General features: G+C 58.9%; 17 protein-coding genes. 9 read left to right on the top strand and 8 right to left on the bottom strand.

All coding sequences use genetic code 11. The features are described from left to right. Positions 1 to 61: 61 nt before the first annotated feature. Complete coding sequence (locus tag I2I05_RS08320; RefSeq protein ID WP_196281774.1) at positions 62 to 793, bottom strand: MlaE family ABC transporter permease; 732 nt, start codon at positions 791 to 793, stop codon at positions 62 to 64. A gap of 101 nt (positions 794 to 894) precedes the next feature. Here I2I05_RS08320 and I2I05_RS08315 point away from each other — a divergent pair, with 101 nt between their 5' ends. Next, positions 895 to 1,620, top strand: a complete 726-nt coding sequence (locus I2I05_RS08315; protein ID WP_317192333.1) for an SDR family oxidoreductase — start codon at positions 895 to 897, stop codon at positions 1,618 to 1,620. 101 nt (positions 1,621 to 1,721) lie between these two features. On the opposite strand, the gene I2I05_RS08310 is transcribed toward I2I05_RS08315, so the two are convergent. Next, positions 1,722 to 2,525, bottom strand: coding sequence for a GIN domain-containing protein (locus tag I2I05_RS08310; protein WP_196281773.1), 804 nt, complete (start codon positions 2,523 to 2,525; stop codon positions 1,722 to 1,724). 21 nt (positions 2,526 to 2,546) lie between these two features. On the opposite strand from I2I05_RS08310, the gene I2I05_RS08305 reads away from it, so the two are divergent. From I2I05_RS08305 to gldC, 6 genes are all read left to right on the top strand, one after another. Further along, positions 2,547 to 3,242: an SDR family oxidoreductase gene (locus tag I2I05_RS08305; protein ID WP_196281772.1), complete on the top strand. Its 696-nt coding sequence runs from the start codon at positions 2,547 to 2,549 to the stop codon at positions 3,240 to 3,242. A 33-nt stretch (positions 3,243 to 3,275) separates the two neighbouring features. Continuing rightward, entirely contained in the window at positions 3,276 to 4,184 is a 909-nt protein-coding gene (gene gldA / locus I2I05_RS08300; RefSeq protein WP_196281771.1) for a gliding motility-associated ABC transporter ATP-binding subunit GldA, read from the top strand. A gap of 119 nt (positions 4,185 to 4,303) precedes the next feature. Beyond that, positions 4,304 to 5,029, top strand: coding sequence for a gliding motility-associated ABC transporter permease subunit GldF (gldF, locus tag I2I05_RS08295; protein ID WP_196281770.1), 726 nt, complete (start codon positions 4,304 to 4,306; stop codon positions 5,027 to 5,029). Beyond that, positions 5,029 to 6,759, top strand: coding sequence for a gliding motility-associated ABC transporter substrate-binding protein GldG (gene gldG / locus I2I05_RS08290; protein ID WP_196281769.1), 1,731 nt, complete (start codon positions 5,029 to 5,031; stop codon positions 6,757 to 6,759). Before gldF ends, gldG begins: the two co-directional genes overlap by 1 nt. A gap of 828 nt (positions 6,760 to 7,587) precedes the next feature. After that, complete coding sequence (dnaN, locus tag I2I05_RS08285; RefSeq protein WP_196281768.1) at positions 7,588 to 8,712, top strand: DNA polymerase III subunit beta; 1,125 nt, start codon at positions 7,588 to 7,590, stop codon at positions 8,710 to 8,712. A gap of 117 nt (positions 8,713 to 8,829) precedes the next feature. Continuing rightward, positions 8,830 to 9,165 (top strand): gliding motility protein GldC, encoded by a 336-nt coding sequence (gene gldC, locus I2I05_RS08280; protein WP_196281767.1) that lies wholly within the window; start codon positions 8,830 to 8,832, stop codon positions 9,163 to 9,165. Positions 9,166 to 9,246: 81 nt separating this feature from the next. Here gldC and I2I05_RS08275 read toward each other — a convergent pair whose 3' ends face one another. The 5 genes from I2I05_RS08275 to I2I05_RS08255 form a co-directional block, all read right to left on the bottom strand. Continuing rightward, positions 9,247 to 9,789, bottom strand: a complete 543-nt coding sequence (locus I2I05_RS08275) for a hypothetical protein (protein WP_196281766.1) — start codon at positions 9,787 to 9,789, stop codon at positions 9,247 to 9,249. 135 nt (positions 9,790 to 9,924) lie between these two features. Next, positions 9,925 to 10,464, bottom strand: coding sequence for a dCTP deaminase (gene dcd / locus I2I05_RS08270; protein WP_196281765.1), 540 nt, complete (start codon positions 10,462 to 10,464; stop codon positions 9,925 to 9,927). Positions 10,465 to 10,526: 62 nt separating this feature from the next. Further along, positions 10,527 to 11,408: a hypothetical protein gene (locus I2I05_RS08265; protein WP_196281764.1), complete on the bottom strand. Its 882-nt coding sequence runs from the start codon at positions 11,406 to 11,408 to the stop codon at positions 10,527 to 10,529. Positions 11,409 to 11,534: 126 nt separating this feature from the next. Then, positions 11,535 to 12,833 carry a glutamate-1-semialdehyde 2,1-aminomutase gene (hemL, locus tag I2I05_RS08260; RefSeq protein WP_230688225.1) on the bottom strand — a complete coding sequence of 433 codons (1,299 nt, stop codon included), beginning with the start codon at positions 12,831 to 12,833 and terminating at the stop codon, positions 11,535 to 11,537. Positions 12,834 to 12,944: 111 nt separating this feature from the next. Next, positions 12,945 to 14,675, bottom strand: coding sequence for an ABC transporter substrate-binding protein (locus tag I2I05_RS08255; RefSeq protein WP_196281762.1), 1,731 nt, complete (start codon positions 14,673 to 14,675; stop codon positions 12,945 to 12,947). Between the two features lie 285 nt (positions 14,676 to 14,960). Between I2I05_RS08255 and I2I05_RS08250 the strand changes: the two genes are divergently transcribed. Continuing rightward, the gene (locus I2I05_RS08250; RefSeq protein WP_196281761.1) at positions 14,961 to 15,638 is read left to right on the top strand and encodes a DUF1361 domain-containing protein; all 678 of its coding nucleotides are present in this window, start codon (positions 14,961 to 14,963) and stop codon (positions 15,636 to 15,638) included. 19 nt (positions 15,639 to 15,657) lie between these two features. Here the strand turns inward: I2I05_RS08250 and I2I05_RS08245 are convergent, their stop codons facing one another. After that, on the bottom strand, positions 15,658 to 16,161 hold the full coding sequence (locus tag I2I05_RS08245) for a GNAT family N-acetyltransferase (protein ID WP_196281760.1): 504 nt from the start codon (positions 16,159 to 16,161) through the stop codon (positions 15,658 to 15,660). Between the two features lie 153 nt (positions 16,162 to 16,314). Between I2I05_RS08245 and I2I05_RS08240 the strand changes: the two genes are divergently transcribed. Beyond that, complete coding sequence (locus tag I2I05_RS08240; RefSeq protein WP_196281759.1) at positions 16,315 to 19,293, top strand: M1 family metallopeptidase; 2,979 nt, start codon at positions 16,315 to 16,317, stop codon at positions 19,291 to 19,293. Positions 19,294 to 19,328 lie beyond the last annotated feature (35 nt).

The following is a 19,328-nucleotide window of genomic DNA, read 5'->3' as shown; positions in this document are numbered from 1 at the left end:
ATGAAGGCGGGAAAGCGGCCTGAAAATGGATTCAGCCCGCGCTGCTTCGGTTGCTGGATAATTAGAGAAGCAAGGCGGCCAAGGCGAAGTCGGCGATGAGAATGGCGATGATGGAATTGGTAACGGCGCCGGTGCTGGCTGCCCCCACTTCCAGTGCACCGCCAGTAGTGTAGTACCCTTTGAAAGAGGAAATACCGGACACTAGGAATGCAAATACGACGGCTTTGATGAGGGCAAAGACGATGTTGTAGGGAATAAAATCCATGCGAATGCCTTCAATGTAGTCCTGCGAGGTCATAACGCCAGTGAGGGTGCCGGCCAGGTATCCGCCCAAAATGGAGAGCAACATGGCCAGAATAACCAGCAGCGGAAACATGAGTAGCGCCGCGATAATCCGCGGCAGCACCAGGTACGAGGTGGAATTGATGCCCATTACTTCCAGGGCTGAGACTTGTTCGGTGATGCGCATAGTGCCCAAACCGCCGGCAATGCTACTGCCAACTTTACCCGCCAGCACAATGCTGGTGATGGTGGGAGCCAGTTCGAGAATGGTCATTTCGCGCACCATGTACCCAATGGTGGACTGCGGAATAAGTGGGTTGGTGAGGTTGTAGGCAATCTGGACGCAGGTAACGGCCCCGATAAACGCCGACACAATGGAAACGATAACCACCGAATCGACCCCGATGAGGATGGCTTCGTCAATCGTACGGTTCCAAAGCACGCTGAAGCGTTCGGTACGCGTCACCATGCCGCGCATAAAAAGGACAAACGTGCCGAAAGTTTTAAGCATGGAGCGGTATTGAGAAATTAAAAACCGAAGTTTGAGCGGGGGTGTTGCTACGGACGAGTGGCAGCATGACGCGCCACCTTACGTAAAATGACGTGCTGACAGTGCAAACGAACGAAAAAATTATTGTCGTGACCGGCGGCAGCAAAGGTATTGGACGGGCCGTAGTGTCGCGCTTTCTGCGAGCCGGGTATCCAGTGGCCACTTGCGCCCGCTCGGCCACCGATTTGACTGCCCTCACAACCGCGATGCAGGCAGATGTTCCCGGCGCGGTGCTGCACACCCTGCCCGCCGACCTCAGCGTGGCCGAAGACTGCGCCCGCTTCGCCGCCTTTGTGCTGGCCCTGGGTCTGCCCGTGGAAGTACTGGTGAACAACGCCGGCGCCTTCGTCCCCGGCCGGCTGCAGGACGAACCCGCCGACGGCTCGCAGCTGCGCCAGATGCTGGCCGTAAACCTGCTAAGTGCCTACGACGTCACGCTGCCCCTGTTGCCGGGCTTTATTGCCCAGGGCCGCGGCCACATTTTCAGCATCTGCTCCACGGCCAGCATCACGGCCTACCCCAACGGCGGTTCCTACGGCATTGCCAAGCACGCCTTGCTGGGCTTTACCCGCAACCTGCGCGAAGAACTCAAGCCCGCTGGCGTGCGCGTGACGGCAGTGCTGCCCGGACCCACGCTCACGGCCAGTTGGGCCGGCGTGGACCTGCCGGCCGGACGGTTTGTGCAAGCCGAAGACGTGGCGGAAGCGGTGTTTTCGGCGTATTCTTTATCCCCGCACGCTGTGATTGAGGAGTTGTTGATACGGCCACAGTTGGGCGACTTGGGGTAGTTAGTACGGGCCGAAAACCCAAGCCAGTGATGTAACCCATTGCGCCCTTGGCGCTGAATACACATTGCTTTGATTCAGCTCCCCGTGTTGGATAATGCTTCCTAATTAGGCTGGGCACTGCCCGAGCCAGTGACTTTAATGTCAACGAAGCCCGGCGACCCGCTGTAATACAGGGTGCCCGTGCCGGCCACTGTGCCCCCCACGGCGTCGGTGGCGCGAATGCGGGCGTCACCGTCACTGAAGTTGGTTAGGTTGAAGTAGCAGCGGCGCGTATCCAGATTCTGGGCAAATAGGCGGCCGCCGCCGCCCAGGTTAAAGTTGAAGCCATCGGTGGTGCCGCGGATGTTCACATCGCCCACTTCGTACAAGTCGAGGTATACCTGGTGAGCCTTCACGTTCAGGTCGAAGTCGCCGGCCCCGATTAAGTGGAAGAAGATGGTATCTTTTTCAAATACCCCGGCCGTGCTCACGTTGCCCTGCCCGCGCAGAAACACATCGGTGAGGGCCGGCACGTGCAACGTTACCTCGCGGGGCGTGTCGTAGCTGCGGGCCCAGTTGCAGCTGCTGGTGTTGGCGATTTCCAAGCTGGGTCCTTTGCGGGTAAATTCGATGTCTCCAATCAGGTTTTCGCCTGCTCGCACTTCGGCGTAGGTTTCGGTATCCTGCACAATGCGCACGTCCACGTTATCGAATGCCGTGATAGAAACCAGCCCCGGGGCCACATCGCGCCGCTCGGTAATGATTTTGCCGGTGCTTTTGAGACAGTCGCCGCCGTGGCCGGGCTGGCAGGTGCTCAAGCTCGCGGCCAGACTTAGCCCCCAACCGGCGCGCACAAGCCAGCCCATCCCCCCAAACCACCCCGTGCCGCTAACTTGCGGCCGCAAACTCGTATAGCGCATTTGCATTCTTACTTTTTTCAAAGATAAATGGACCTCACGGGTAAAGTCGCCATCGTCACCGGCGCGAGCAAAGGAATCGGGCGCGCAACGGTGGAGGCCTTGCTGGCCCGCGGCGCGGCCGTGGCCGGCTGGGGCCGCACCGCCCCCCAGGGCCTTGCGCACGACCGGTTCCAGTTTTTTGAGTGCGATGTGCGCGACGAAGTAGCCGTGGCCGAAGCCCTCACCAATACGCTGCGGGAGCTCGGCCCCGAGGTTCATGTGCTGGTAAACAACGCCGGCCTGGGCATTGCCGGCCCCGTCGACGGCTTCCAAACCGACGACTGGAAGCTCATGTTTGACACCAACGTGCATGGCACCTTCTTTTGTTCGCGCGCCGTGCTGCCCCACATGAAACGCCAGCAGGCTGGCCACATCCTCAACATTGCCAGCATTGCAGGCACCACCGGCATCGAAAACATGGCCGGCTACTGCGCCAGCAAATTTGCAGTGCGCGGTTTTTCGCAGTCGCTATTCAAAGAGGTGCGGAACGATGGCATCAAGGTGACGTGTATTAGCCCCGGCTCGACGCAAACCAACTTCTTTGACGACATTCCCGGCACCACGGCCAACGATTCGATGATGAGCCCGGCCGACATTGCCGGTTTCATTATCTATTCGTTGGAAACGCCCTTCAACTTTCACGTGGTGGAAGTGGAAATGCGCCCGCTGCAACCCAAAAAGTAAGGGCGTACCCAAGCCCGCACCCACAATCACTACATGGTAGAAATAGAAAACCTGACCAAAACCTACGGCACCCAAAACGCCGTGGACAACATCAGCTTCACGGCGGGTAAGGGCGAAATCGTGGGCTTCCTCGGGCCAAATGGTGCGGGCAAAAGCACAACGATGAAAATTGCGACCGGCTACCTCCCTCCCACCGCCGGCACCGTGCGCGTGGCCGGCCACGACGTGCTTACCGAAAGCCTGGCGGTGCGGCAGCACGTGGGCTACCTACCCGAGCACAACCCGCTTTACCTCGACATGTACGTGCACGAGTACCTGGAATTCATTGGCTCGGTGCACGGGCTGCGCGGCCGGGAGCTTCGCACCCGCGTGGGCGAACTGGTGCGCCGCGTGGGCCTCAGCCGTGAGCAAAACAAGCAAATTGGGGCGCTGAGCAAAGGCTACCGGCAACGGGTAGGCTTGGCCCAAGCACTTATCCACGACCCTGAGGTGCTGATTTTGGACGAGCCCACCACGGGCCTCGACCCCAACCAGATTCTGGAAATTCGCCAGCTCATCCGCGAAGTGGGCGAGGACAAAACCGTCATTTTCAGCACCCACATTCTGCCCGAAGTCACGGCACTGTGCTCCCGTGTGCTCATCATCAGCCGGGGCAAGCTAGTGGCCGACAGCCCCGTGGCCGAGCTGGCCGCCCGGGCCGCCGGCGAAACCATCGTGCGCGCCGAGTTCGAAGGCCCGGTGGATACTGCCAAACTGAGCAAACTGGCCGGCGTGCGGCACGTGGAAGCCGCCCCTGATGGCGCGGTCTTGCTGCGCGCTGCGCCCGGCACCGATGTGCGTGCGGCCGTGTCGCGCCTGGCGGGGCAGGAAGGCTGGATTCTACTGGGGCTGCGGCAGGAGCAGCAGAGCTTGGAAGAGGTTTTCGGGGAATTGACGAAGTAAAATTGGCCGGTCATGCAGAGCGCAGCGAAGCATCTCGCTCGAAGTCGCTAATTAGTTACAGCACGCGAGATGCTTCGCTGCGCTCTGCATGACGGTCCTGCCATGCGACGTTCTAACATATGCTCACCATCCTTCAAAAAGAATTTAATGCCTTCCTGAATTCGCCGGTTGCCTACGTGGTGCTGGGCGTATTCCTGATTGCAACCGGCCTATTCGTGTGGGTATTTCCCGATAGCAGCGTGCTGGATTACGGCTTTGCCGACCTCCAAACCCTGTTTTCGCTGGCGCCTTGGATATTCCTGTTTCTCATTCCGGCCATCACCATGCGCACCTTCGCGGAGGAGAAAAAAGTCGGCACCATTGAACTGCTGCTGACTCGGCCGCTGACCGATTGGCAAATCATTGGCGGTAAATACTTTGCCTGCTTTCTGTTGGCGCTGTTGGCGTTGATTCCCACCCTGCTTTACTATTTCTCGGTGTACCAACTGGGCAGTCCCGAAGGCAACATTGATTCGGCCGCTACCGTCGGCTCGTACTTGGGCCTGGCGCTGCTGGCGGCGGTATTTGCGGCCATTGGCGTGCTGGCTTCGGCCCTCACGCGCGACCAGATTATTGCGTTTCTGATGGCCGTGGTGGGGTGTTTTCTGATTTATTCGGGCTTCGATTCGCTGGCCTCGGTGCTCGAAGGCAGCCCCGCCTATTACGTGAGCCAATTGGGCATTGCCGCGCATTACCGCGACCTGAGCAAAGGCCTGGTGGACTCGCGCGACTTGATTTATTTTTTCAGCGTGGTGGCAGTGGCCTTACAAGCCACGCGGCTGGCCTTACGGAGCCGAAACTGGTAATGGAAAATACCCTCCCCGATTCGCCCATCGCAGCCCCGGTTGCGGCCTCGCGCAAGCAGCGCGACCTGTCTGTTTTTGCCGCCGTAGTCGTCGGGCTGCTGCTGCTGAACTTTGCGGCGCAGCGCTTATTCTTCCGCCTCGATTTAACCGAGGAAAAGCGCTACACCATGTCGCCGGCTACCAAAACGCTGCTGCGCGGCCTCAAGCAGCCCGTCACCATCACGGTGTACCTCACCGGCGACTTCCCGCCGGCTTTCCGCCGCCTCGAACAGGGCGTGCGCGAAACGCTGAATGAATTTCAAGTCTACGGCGGTGCCAATCTAAATTACATATTCATTGACCCCAGCGCGTCCAGCACCGAAGCTGCCCGGAATCAGTTCTACACCACGCTTTTCAAAAAAGGGCTGAAGCCGACCAACCTTGGCGCCGCCGAAAACGGCAAGCGCGTGGAGAAAATCATCTTTCCCTACGCCGTCGTCAGTGTAGGCGGCCAAGACCGCAACGTGCTGTTGCTACGCGGCAATCAAGCCGAATCGGCCGATGTGCGCCTCAACCAAAGCATTGAGGGCCTGGAGTATGAGCTGGCCAGTACCATCCGAACGCTGGTGCCGGCCCTGCGCAAACGCATCGGCGTGGTAGAGGGCCACGGCGAACTGAGCAACATACAGGCCGGCGACATGCTCGGTACCTGGCAGCAGCAGTACGACGTTTTTCGCGTCACGCTCAGTAAGGTAAAGGACCTGAGCACACTTGATGCCGTGGTTGTAGCCCAGCCCAAAACCCCTTACACCGAGGACGAAAAATTCAAGCTCGACCAGTTCATCACCCAGGGCGGCCGGGCGCTGTTTTTCGTCGATGCGCTGCGGGTGGACCTCGACAGCGTGGCCCGCAATGGCGTGGCGCTGGCCACGCCCTACAATCTCAACCTCGACGACCTGCTGTTCAAATACGGCTTGCGCCTGAACCAAAACCTGTTGCTCGACCTCAACAGCGGCCAAATTCCGCTCGTGACCGGCATGGACGGCAACAAGCCCAAGATTGAGCCCATGCCCTGGCAGCTCTACCCGCTCATCAATAAATTCAGCGCCCACCCCATCACCCGCAACTTGGATGCGGTGTACCTTAAATTCACGGGCAACCTCGACACAGTGAAGGCCATTGGCATCCGCAAAACGGCGCTGCTCACCACCTCGCGCTATACCCGCGTACTGCCCGCCCCGGTGCCCATCAACTTCAACGACGCCCGCCTCGAACCCAACCCCAAGCTCTACCAGAAGGCTTTCCAGCCGGTGGGCTACCTGCTCGAAGGCCAGTTCACATCGCTCTTCGCGAACCGCGCCCGGCCTGGCACTCTGCAGTTTCAACCGGAGAAACCGGCCAACGCCAAACCCTCTAAAATTGTGGTGCTGGCCGATGGGGACTTCATCCGCTCCGAAATTGACCCCAAAACCGGCAATCCATTCCGTCTCGGATTCGACCGCCTCGCCAACACCGAATTCGCCAACCGCGAGTTGGTGATGAACGCCACCGACTACCTGCTAGACGAAACCGGCCTCATCGCCGTGCGCGGCAAGCAAATCACCCTGCGTCCTCTGGATAAGGTCAAGCTAGCCGAACAGCGCCGCCGCTGGCAGTTGCTAAACCTCGGTGCGCCGCTGATGCTGTTAGGGATTTTTGGGGCTGTGCGGGCGTGGCGGCGCAAGCGGCGGTATGCGGGGTTTGGGGCATAACTAGTGTATTTTAACACTGCACTCTAACAAGACTAAGCACAGTAGAATGGTGGACATTTTCGGAGGTATCGTCGAGGAAACAATCACCAGGTTGCTATTGACTCCGATAGGCTTTGCGTATCTGTGGCTACGATACCAGAACAACATGCGAGTGAAAGAAGCACTCATCAAAGAATACGAGAACAGCTATGCAAACGCAGGAAGCGCTCTATTTATCAATGCAATAGCAGCCATCGGAATAGCATTAGTACTTTTTTTGATGGTTGCGCCACTCCTCCATTGGCTCAAGACCTAGAGTTCCTGCATTAGCTCTCAAAGCTGACTTGTCGCAACTACGCATTGTCAAATTCTAGAATCACAAGGCAACTTTGCTCGGAATCAGCAAGCATCTGCATACGGCTGAGTAACTGGCACATTAGCTTCCCAACAAATTTTGGACATACTGGCTCAAAACAATCTCGCAGCCCCTGCCAATCGCCGCTAGGCGCATAGACCAAACTACTTGCGCCATTACTTCAGCAGTTGCTCTACCTTTTCCTGCGTTATAGACTCTCCCCGCTCAATAACTGCTAGGCTTTATCAACCTTCTCAACGACTGATAAGGCGCTCAACCAAGGCATTAAGGTCAAGCTTTTCGGGCAAAGTATTCATTGCTTCGAATACCTCTTCTTTAGTCATGGTGAGCACAATTTAGCTTGTTGAATATCCAGCGTATCTCCAAAGAAACGGCATTGCCAGAATCGCCGTTTACAAATCCCGGCTGCCCTTCCAAAGCCCAACCCCGCCGCGTATCTTTGCCCTCCCCCAACCTCAACCAAGGCCTTTCTTATGAAATTCATTGTTTCGTCCTCCGCGCTGCTCAAGCAGCTGCAAAGCATCAACGGCGTGGTTACGAACAACCCCGTGGTGCCTATCCTGGAGAACTTTCTCTTTGAGATTGAGGCCGGTAAGCTCACCATCACTGCCTCCGACCTGGAGACGAGCATGATTACTGAACTGCCCGTGGAGGCCCGCGACACCGGCCGCATTGCAGCGCCCGCCCGCATCTTGCTCGATACGCTGAAGAACCTACCCGACCAGCCCGTGACTTTCACACTGGACGAGGAAACCTACACCATCGAAATCAGCTCGGCCAACGGTCGCTACAAGCTGGCCGGCGAGAATGCCGCCGACTTCCCCCGCGTACCAGTAGTGAAGGGCTCGGCCCCGATTGAGATGCCGTCGTCGTCGCTGGCCCGGGCCATCAACAAAACCATTTTCGCGGTGAGCACCGACGAGTTGCGCCCGGCCATGACCGGCATTCTGGTGCAGCTGGCCGACTCGCAGGTGACCTTCGTGGCCACCGACGGGCACCGCCTGCTGCGCTATCGCCGCCAGGACGTGGGCGCCGGCCAAACGGCCAACCTCATCATCCCGCGCAAAGCTTTTAACCTGCTGAAAGGCACGCTGCCCTCCGAGGCCACGCCGGTGAAGATGGAGTTCAACCAGAGCAACGCCTTCTTCAGCTTTAATCAGATGCGCCTCGTGTGCCGCCTGATTGACGAGCGCTACCCGGACTACGAAAATGTGATTCCGGTGAGCAACCCCAACAAGCTCATCATCAACCGCGCCGAGCTGTTGAATTCGGTGCGTCGCATCAGCATCTATTCCAACAAAACCACCCACCAGGTGCGCCTACGCTTGGCTGGTTCGGAGCTGGTGGTGTCGGCCGAAGACCTGGATTTCAGCAACGAAGCCAAGGAAACGCTGAGCTGCCAGTACGACGGTGAGGACATGGAAATTGGTTTCAACGCTCGTTTCTTGCTCGAAATGTTGTCCAATATCGATTCGGAGGACATTACGTTGGAACTGAGCACGCCCAACCGGGCCGGCTTGCTCATGCCGACTACTGCCGACGACAACGAGAACATTCTGATGCTGGTAATGCCAGTAATGCTGAATAACTACGTTTAACTTTTGTTTTTAAAACTGTCATCCTGAGCGCAGCGAAGGACCTTATCACCGTCGAACAACTTGTTCAAGCGCGATAAGGTCCTTCGCTGCACTCAGGATGACACATTTTTACCCTATATGAAAAAATCAGAAATTCGCTTCAGCATTGCCCTCGACGAAAACAAGGTTCCCGAGGCCATCAGCTGGTCAGCCACCGATGCGGGGCCGGATATTCACTTTGCCAAAGCCATCAACATTGCGCTGTGGGACCGCGAACAAGTGGGCACCATGAAGATTGACCTTTGGACCAAAGACATGCCGGTAGACGAGATGAAGCGGTTTTGCGTCGACAATATTGGCTCCATGGCCGAGAACATCGTGACCGCTACCGACGACAAGGAAATGGCCGCCAAGATGCGGGCCTTGTGTAAGGAATTATCTGATTATCTAGACAAGCAGGAACAAGGCCGGTAGTTTTTAAGCGCACAAAAAAGCCCCGTCGCGCATTGCGACGGGGCTTTTATTGTAATGGCTTACGCCGACGACTGCGGGTAATTAGCGGGCGTTCCGGCCCAGGTTACCAGAAGGCTGGTTGGCCGGCTTGGTCTTAGCTGGGCCAACTACTGCGTCGTTGGCCCGAGCGGGCGCAGGGTTCTGCACAGCGTCAGCTAACAAGATACTGGCCGATTGCGACGCGTAATCCTTGTCGAACTTATAATAGGTGGAGCGAGCCCCGTAGTAGCTGCTGTACTGGTCGTTGCTTAGCACGGCCAGCAATTCGCGGTCACGCTCCTTGCAGACGCCGTTGCACTGCTCGTCAATGAGACGCTGGTTGCCAGCGTTTTTGCGCTCAATGGCCGCCATCTTGGCTACTTTATCGGCATTGATAGCGCGGAGCTTGCTGGCTTGGTAGCCATTGAGCCGAAGCGAGCGCACCATGTGGCTGCTCAATCGGTCGGCTCGGGCCTCCACGGGGTTCAGGCGGGGGCTGGATTGGGTTTTGTCTCGGGGCTGAACGACAGAAGCCAGCGGAGCCTGCTGCGCGGAAGCAGCACCGGCGAAAAGAGCAAGAGTCAGGGCAGCAAAAGCGGTTTTCATAGTCATCGTCGTAGGGTTTTGGTAACACTTACGCAAGGACCGGGCCAATCGAAAGGGGCCTGGCTAGCTTGTTAAACGATGAAAACACGGTTTCGGTTCGGGTTTAGCTCGACTTGCCAGTACCTGCCAGCTCTTCTACCAGTTGTTTTTCCACATCATCGACTCCACCGGTTTGTCGGTGCGGTCGTTGTACTTCGCGCTTTGCTTGCGGTTGTAGAATGTAGTCACATCGCCCTGCACCATGAAGTAAATCAGCTGCCCGATGGGCATGTGCCGATACACCCGCACGGGCATTGACACACTGATTTCCAGCGTCCAATGATTGCAAAATCCCACATCTCCCTTGCCAGCGGTGGCGTGAATATCTATCCCCAAACGGCCCACGCTGCTCTTGCCTTCCAGGAAGGGAACGGTGGCGTGGGTTTCGGTATATTCTTGCGTCACGCCAAGGTATAATTTGCCTGGCTGAAGGACAAATCCTTCCGTTTCGTGGATTTCAAATGTGTCGATTTCGTTGTGCTTGCGGGCATCCAGTACCTCGTCGCGGTAGGTGGCGAGGTATTGGCCCAAGTGCACATCGTAGGAGTTGGTGCCCAGGCAGCTGCGGTCGTAGGGCTCGATGATGATGGTGCCTTTTTCGATTTCCGCGAGGATTTGCTGGTCGGTAAGAATCATTATTGGAACGGGTGGGGCTGGAATTTGGGTGCTGAACTACTCGACAGGTGCAAATTCAGTGATTAATCGTCGTCGTGGCCACGGGCCCGGCCGGTGGGTTCGTAGTCGTCTTCGTCCTCTTCGTAGCGGTCTTCGCGCAGCTCCTGCGAGCGGTTGGGACGCAAGCGGCTCGCCAACGTGCGGGGTTCGGGTTCGGGCTCGGGCTCCGCGGCGAGGTTGTTGATGCGGCGGCTCATGGTTGGGAGCACGCTGGTCATCAGATTCAAAAGCATAACCACACTGGCGATGCTACAGAATAGCGTGAAGTAGTCGACCCAGTCGTGTCGCGGTCCTGGGCTGGCATCCGTAGCGGCGGAGGTGGTAAGAGGCTCCTCCTCCGTCGAGGCCGTAGTCAGTTCGTCGTCGTGCGTGGTAAGCGGAGCCGCAAGAGACGTTTCGGGCTGAGCCTCCACGTCAGATAGGGGCGTCGCGGCGACATCGGTGGCCGCTCCGGAGGCATTAAACTGCGCCGAGGCCTGCTGAATGAGGCGCTGTTCGGCCCGCACCAGTGCTACCCGCTCATCGCGGGGCAGGTTGTGAATGAAGAACTCGAAGTTCTTGTCCAACAACACGGAGTTCAACTGCTTTTCGAACTCCGCCAGCGTATTGGGGCCATTGCCGAAACGGTTCTTGTAACGCTCGGCAATGCCGTTGTAGTTCATAAACAACTGCTTGAGGCCGGCATTGTTGCCGAACTCATCGAAGCTGCGGCGCGCCGCGGCGGTGCGAAGCGTGAGCGGAAACTTGCCGCGCGTGAACGACTTATCGTACACCGTTTCCATGGTGCGGAAGTTCAGCTCGTCAATGGTTTTATCGAAAAGGCGCTTGTTGGCTTCGGCAGGCGTTTGAGCGTGGGCGAGCGCCGCGAGGAGCAGAAAAAAGCTTAGCAGGCGAAGTTTTAGCATGGGGCAAAGGTCGCGGATTAATTGGGCGCACGGTTTCACAAGGCGGAAATTAAGTTTTCCGGCGCATTAATTACCAAGATATGGCAGCTGAAGGAGACTTACTGGTGGCGTGACGCCCCGGGGAGTCTACAGGCTGTGAGCTTCCACCAACGATTCGCGGCAGGCGTTCAGGTACTTCTCCACCAATTCATCGGTGATGGCCGTGGATACAAAAAGGGCTTCGAACTGCGAGGGCGCCAAGTAAATGCCGCGGTTGAGCATGGCATGAAAATACCGTCCGAAGGCGGCGGTATCGCACTTTTTCGCATCTTCCAAATTGGTCACCGGTTCGCTGGTGAAGAAGAGGCTGAACATGGAGCCCACGCGGTTCACGGTGTAATGCAGACCGAGTTCGGCGGCAATCGCACGGGTGCCGTCGGCGAGGCGGGCGCTGGTTGCTTCCAAGTCGCGGTACAATTCGGGATGTTCGTGCAGGTAGCGGAGCTGGGCCATGCCCGCCGCCGTGGCCATGGGGTTGCCAGAAAGCGTGCCGGCCTGGTATACTTTACCGGCCGGGGCTACTTGATTCATAATGTCTTCGCGGCCGCCGTAGGCACCCACGGGCAGGCCGCCACCGATGATTTTGCCCAAGGTAGTAAGGTCGGGCTTGATGCCATAGAGCTGCTGCGCACCGCCGGGCGCGAGGCGAAAACCGGTCATCACTTCGTCGAAAATCAGGACGATGCCGTGCGTGGTGCACAAGTTGCGCAGGGCCGCGAGGAAGCCTTCGGCGGGCGCGACGAGGCCCATGTTGCCCACAACGGGCTCCAGAATCAGGGCAGCAATTTGGTCAGGGTTGGCTGAAATGAGGGCCTCCACGGCCGGCAGGTCGTTGTAGGGCGCAGTGAGGGTGTCTTGGGCGACGCCGCGCGTCACGCCGGCCGAATCAGGCTCACCGGCGGTGAGGGCGCCGCTGCCAGCGGCAATCAGAAAGGCGTCGCCGTGGCCGTGGTAGCAGCCTTCGAACTTAATGATTTTGGCGCGGCCCGTATAGCCGCGGGCCACCCGGATGGCCGACATGCAGGCCTCGGTGCCGGAATTTACCAGGCGCACTTTTTCGATGCTGGGCACCATGGCCCGAATCAGCTCGGCCATCTCCACTTCACGGTGCGTGGGAGCCCCGAAGCTGAGGGAGTTAGGCAGCGCCTGGCGCACCGCGTCGAGCACTATTTCGGGCGCGTGGCCCAGTATCATCGGTCCCCAGGAATTAATGAAATCAACGTACTGGTTACCGTCCACGTCGGTGAGCCAAGCGCCTTGGGCGCTTTGCATGAACACGGGCGACCCACCCACCGAACGAAAGGCACGCACCGGCGAATTAACGCCCCCCGGAATCAGGGTTTTGGCTCGTTCGAAAAGGGCAGCGGAAGTTGAGAGGTTGAGCATTAGCGTATTTGTAGTCATTGGTTTACATTCGATATTCAATCCCAGAACCGGCTGCTTGATTAAGAATTGGTGCCAACCAACCCTCAAAAGCAACACGGTCTTTTGGAAGGACTAGCGCAGCACCTGCGTTTCCAGATTGGTGAGCTTGACGATGGGCACCACTTGGTTATCGTGCGCCCCGCCCCCGTAGCTCTGGCCTTCAAACACGGCCCCGGGCACGGCGGGCGCGCTGGCTAGGCTTGTTTGGAATGCTGGGCCGTATTGAAACAAAGCCGAACCGAAATACAGCAGCATTTCAAACCCTTGGTTGGCGTACATGGACGGCGGCACGCGCTGGCGTTGCAAGTACAGCTGCCGAAAACGACGGTAGCCGGGGGCCTGGTCATCGAAGTACTTCGGGTGCATGAGGTACACATTGGCGTTGTTGAACTGCTGCACATCCAGGCGCACATTATCGAGCCACGAACCCGGACACAGCAGCGGCGGACGCTTGGCGGCGGGTTGCTGCTGCATGATGTTCATGGCATATGGCCCGGTGCGGCGGTGCTCCGACATCACCACCACGTGGCTGACATTGGGCAGGTCGAGGCCAGCGAAGGCTGCGTTCAGGCTTTCATCCACGTCGGGACTGAACCGGCGCAGAAGGCTGATTTTACCGCCCTGCGCCTCGTACGCAGCTTTGTAAGAGGCGGCAAAGGCGGCGTCGTCCTTGTTGTCCTCGTGAAGCAAAACGCCGGGCCGCCCCGTACCAAATGCGCTGGCTGCGAACTGTGCCGCCATCCGGCCCTGCGTAGCCACACTGGGGCCAAACAAGTAATGCCAAGGATTATCGAGCACCAAATCACCATCCTCCGAAAGCGGGTTTACGCACACAATCTGGTGCTCGCGGGCGTAGCGAGCCAGCAGCCGCGCCCCCGATTTGTACACCGGGCCGATGAGCAAATCCATGCTGGCCAGTTCGGGCTGCGCCAGTACTTGCTTCAGGGTCAGGGTATCGGCGCCGGTATCGTAAGCAAACAGCTGCAGGGTGCGGCCCGTGCGCTGCAAGCTGTCCTGCGCCAGGCGCAGGCCGGCGTATAAGTCGGTCACAAACTGATTTTTGCGTTGGGTTTGCCAGCTCGGGTCGTTCAGTTCGAAGGGCAAGAGCACGCCCACGTTGTAGGTGCTTTTTTTGGCCACGCGCGCCGGCGGGCTGTAGCGGACGCGGTCGAGGTTAAACTTGGCGACCAACTCGTCGAGCTGGGGCCGGTCGGCCTCGCTGAAAGCGCCGCCGAATACCAGCCGGTCGGCGTAGGCCCGGCCTACGGTAGAGTCGGCGGGGTAGCGGCGCAGCAGCCGCTGCCACGTGCCGCGGTCGGTGATGCGCTTAAGGTAATTGGCCTTCATGAGCTCCCGCTCGGGGTTCAAGCGCGCATCGGGCAATTGCGCCAGCGTCTTGAGAGCCGTGTCGTAATCGCCTTGTTCAAACGACACCTGCCCTTGCAGGAACAGCACATCGGGCAGGTTGGGGTACGTGGGGTACTCGGTCCGGAGCAGGTTCAGCAGCTGTTCGGCCTCGGGCCATGCTTTGAGGCGCGCCGCTGCTACGGCGCTGAGGTAGGCGGCATCGGCGGCGCGCGCGAAGCGGGCACTGGGTTGGGCCAACGGCTCCAATTCTTTAAGCGCCGCCTGGTACTTGCCTTGGTCGAGCTGGGCTTTGCCGTTGCGGTAGCGCGCGTCGGGCGAAACAGCGCTGGTAGCTGGCCCGGTGGTTTTCGGTTTGGTTGGCGCCTGGCCCCACGCGGGGCAAGCGAGTAGCAACATCACCGCCAAACCGGCCAACACAGAAGATTTATGATTCATCTAGGAAACCCAAAAAGCCAGACTTAGCCTTAATTTGCACAAAGGTACGCGGGACAGCAAGCAGGCAGCGCAGCAAACTTTCCAACCGGATAGCTGGCCCCACAGCCCAGCGCTGGGTGCCGCGCCTGCACCAATAGTAGTCGAGGGGGCGTTGAAAATGACAGTTTCTCATTAAGTGATTCGCCAGCAGCGAACTGGCCGAGCGGCGCGCCTACCCGGCCCTTAAACTCCGCAGTACGCTGAATGGCCCCGCCCGGGTCGGCGTTCCGGTTATCTTCGCACTCCATGGCCATCTCCTCGCTTGCCCTGCGCCGTCGCCTGCCGCTGTTCTTCGTGCTGGCCCTTTCGCTGGGGTTGAGCTTTGTGTTGATTGGTGGGCGGGTACTGCTCACGGGCAAGCTGCAGTTCATATTTCTGCTTTGGAATCTGTTTCTGGCGGCCCTCCCCTTTTGCCTAAGTGCGGCCCTGAGTTTGGCGGCCAACCCACCCCGCCCCTGGTTGATATTGCTGGTAGGCGCCGTGTGGCTACTGTTTTTTCCGAACGCGCCCTACCTCGTCACCGATTTATTCCACCTCGAAATCCGGCCCGGCGTCCCGTATTGGTACGATTTGGCCCTGATTCTGAGCTGCTCCTGGAACGGGCTGATGCTGGCCTACGCTTCTCTGCTCGACATGCACACGCTGGTGCAGCGCCGCCTGGGGCGCTGGCCCGGCTGGGTGTTTGCCACGGTGGCGCTGTTGCTCAGCAGCTTTGGCATCTATCTGGGGCGCTACTTGCGCTTTAATTCCTGGGATATTCTGGCCAACCCGCTCACGCTGTTCTACGACATCCTGAACCGGCTGGTCAACCCCTTCAGCTACCCCCGCACCTGGGGCGTGACGGTGGTATTTGGCGTGTTTTTGTTGATTGGCTACGGGACCGTGCGGCTCCTGGGCCGCCCGCACGAGGAAGAACTGCGCTAACCCTGCGTCAATACCATTATTAGATGGTCTCCAATGGATAGATGTATTCGACGTAGCCGTCCGGCAATGTTGCTGCCTCCCGAAATGCCAGACCTTCCATAAGGCGAATTGCCGGGCGATTTTGCCGGGAGGTTATGGCCACAATCGCCTTCAGGGCCAGCTCGCTCTTCCCAAATTCTATGACCAGCTTCAGGGCTTTTGCCATGTAGCCCTGGCCCCGAAACGGCTCGAGTAGCACGCAGCCCAATTCGCCCCGCTCCTTTTCAAATCCGCGGTAATAACCGCAGGTGCCGACCAGTCGGTGGGTGGCTTTGTCCTCAATGCCCCAGTGAATGGTATTTCCGGCGCGGTAATCTTCGGCTATTCTGGCCAGCATGGAGGCCGCTTGGTCAACGGTTGTGGCTTGCTTGGCATCGTAAAAGGAAATGTCGATAAGCTGCGAAACCTCGTGCGGCGCGATTTGGCGCAGCAAAATCGTGTCATCCGACAACGCTGGGTGATGCGGGAAAGGCGGGCGTTGCATGGGTTGCAGCTGGTTGGCTAGGCTAGTCTCGTTGGGGGCAGGAACAAGGTAGCGCAAAGCCACAAGGCCAAGCGCGAATGCCGAGTTGGTTCGTAAGCGCGCCGTAGCTTCGCAGCCTGAGCGCGGCGCTACTACCGGCTCATTGCTTTTACTATGACAAAACGGATTCTCTCTGGGCTGCTGGCATTGTTGCCCGGTCTGGTGCTGGCCCAGCCGGCCAAACCCACCCGCCCCACCGCTGCTGCTTATTTCCAGCAGGAAGTCAATTACTCCATCGATGTGACGCTCGATGACAAGGCGCACCAACTCACGGGCCGCGAGGAGTTAACCTACGTCAACAACTCGCCGGCGGCCCTCTCTTTCATCTGGTTTCACCTCTGGCCCAACGCCTACCGCGACAATACCACGGCCTTTGCCAAGCAACAGCTGCGCAACGGGGAACGCAAGTTTCAGTTCGCCAAAGCCGAGGACCGGGGCTTTATCGATGGCCTCGATTTCAAGGTAAACGGCCAGGCGGCGAAGCTGGAGTTTGACCCCTTGAACCCCGATATTGCCAAGCTGGTGCTGCCCGAGCGGTTGGCGCCGGGTGCCAGTGCCACCATCAGCACGCCGTTTCGGGTAAAGCTGCCGGCGTCGTTTTCGCGGCTGGGACACGTGGGCCAGAGCTACCAAATCACGCAGTGGTACCCCAAGCCGGCGGTGTATGACCGGCGCGGCTGGCACCCCATGCCCTACCTCGACCAGGGCGAATTTTATTCCGAATTCGGCTCCTTTGATGTTACCATTACGCTGCCCACGAACTACACCGTGGGCGCCACCGGCGAGCTGCAAAACCCCGACGAGCTGGCCCGCATGGATGCCCTGGCCACCGCCACGGCCGTCAAGAAAACTGCCAAAGATTTCGGCAAGGACCTGAGCTTTCCGGCTTCTGAGCCCACCACCAAAAGCCTGCGCTACAAGCAGGACCGCATTCACGACTTCGCCTGGTTTGCCGATAAGCGCTTCAACGTGCTCAAAAGCGGCGTGACACTGCCGTCGGGCAAAGCCGTGACGTCGTGGGCCCTGTTCACCAACAGCAACCCCGAGAAGTGGATTAAAGGGCTGCAAGACGTAAATGACGCGCTGACTTACTACTCGAAGTGGGTGGGCGAATACCCGTATTCCGCCGCTACGGCCGTAGATGGCGCCCTCAGCGCCGGTGCCGGCATGGAATATCCGATGGTGACCGTGACCCAGCCCGATGCCATTGTGCACGAGGTGGGCCACAACTGGTTTTACGGCATTCTGGCCAGCAACGAGCGGGATTTCCCCTGGATGGACGAGGGGATGAACAGCTACCTGCAATTCCGGGTTGAAGGCCGCGAAAATCCGCAAGCCGGCATTCTGAAGGACGTCTATAAAAGCCCGGCTGCGACCAAAGCGCTGGGCGTGGAGCGCCTGCCCGGCGACGCGCTCAACCAACTGCCCTACCAGGCCATGGCCAGCCGCGGCCTCGACCAACCCATTCAGGGCCCCACTTCCGGCCAGTTTGGCAAGGTGAACTACGGTGTAATTGTGTATTTCAAAACCGCGGCGCAGTTCAAGTACCTGGCGGGCTACCTGGGCCAGGAGAAGTTTGACGCTGCCATGAATGCCTACTACACCAAGTGGCAGTTCAAGCACCCCTACCCCGAAGATTTGGAAGCGACTTTTGAGGAAAGCACGGGCCAGAAGCTGGATTGGTTTTTCCGCGAGATGCTGACCAACACGCGCCAATACAACGCCGATATTTTTGCCATCCAGCAGATTGGCGACGTGGTGAAGGTGCTGGTGCGCACCGAGTCGCCGGTGCTGTGGGCCGTGCCCGTGTCCACCGTCGACGCGCAGGGCAAGGTACTTGAAACTCAGTGGACGCCGCCTTTTGGAGACCCCGAGGACGATGCCGAAACCCAACTCAACTTCCGCCTCGCCAACGTGACGGCCGTGGTGGTGGATGCCGAATACCTCACGCCCCAGCTCAACCGCCGCGACGACCGGCTGGCACTGGGCGGCGGCAACTTCCGCCGCTGGGAGCCCGTGCGCCTGCAGCCCCTGGTGAGCGTGGAGCGCTGGGACCGGTCGGCCATCAACTGGCTGCCGGTGATTGGGGCCAATACGTCGGATAAGTTCATGCTGGGCGCGGCGTTCTACAACGGCTTATTGGCGCCCAAAACCATTCAGTACTTGGCCATGCCGATGTATAGTTTCAGCCGCAACGAGCTGAACGGCATTGCCGCAATCAACCTGAATGTGCTGCCCGCTCGTTTTAGCCGGCAGGTCATCACGGGCCTTACGCTGCAACGCTTCGAGCGCTACCTGAAACTGGAACCCAGCGTGACGGTGGTGCTGCCACACACGGCCTACGACTACCCGCAACAGCAGGTAAAGCTGGCCCTCACGTCGGTGGAAGACCAGGACCGGGGCCTCACCAATGTCCTGACGGCCGAGTACGGCGTGCGCGGCGGCAATGCCCTGCAAAAGTGGACGGCCCATGTAGAAATCAACAGCCTGGAGCGGCTGCCCGGCGAAGGCCAGCTGAGCGGCACCGCCCTGCTGGTGCGGGCCAACGCGACGTACGAGCGGTTTTACTCGCCCAAAAAGCGGGTCAGCGCGCGGCTGTTCGGCGGACGTTTCGTGATGCAGTCCGACAACAACGCCTTCGTCATGGGCCTGAGCGGCAGCCCCGACTACCGCCGCCAATCGGCTTTCCTGGACCGCCAACGGATTTCCAATTCCCTCGAAGCGCAGGTTCATCAGACCGACAACCGCGACGGGGCTTTCAAAGCCTACGTGCCCGCTTTCAGCTCCCAGTGGCTCAGCACCCTCAACCTGCAGGCCGATTTGCCCATCACGCGCCTAGCGGTGTTCGCCGACTTGGGCGCCACCGCCGAGCAGCAGCTTGTGAACGGCACCTCTAAGCGGTTTTTCTACGATGCGGGCTTCGTGGTGCCCGTCGTCCGCAACTTCCTGGAATTCTATGTGCCCGTAGCCGGCTCGCAGTACGACAACGGCTTCCCCAGCAATTTTTCAGATTTCACCGACCGCATTCGCTTCGTATTGAACCTCAACGAAGCCAATCCTTTCAAGCTGTTGGGCGATAAGTTGGCCCAGTAGCCGCTTTGCAGTACCTGATTTTTACGCTTCGCTTA

This window comes from Hymenobacter jeongseonensis (assembly GCF_015694725.1).
In the GTDB taxonomy this organism is placed as follows: domain Bacteria; phylum Bacteroidota; class Bacteroidia; order Cytophagales; family Hymenobacteraceae; genus Hymenobacter; species Hymenobacter jeongseonensis.
This window is presented reverse-complemented; position numbering and strand designations above follow the sequence as displayed.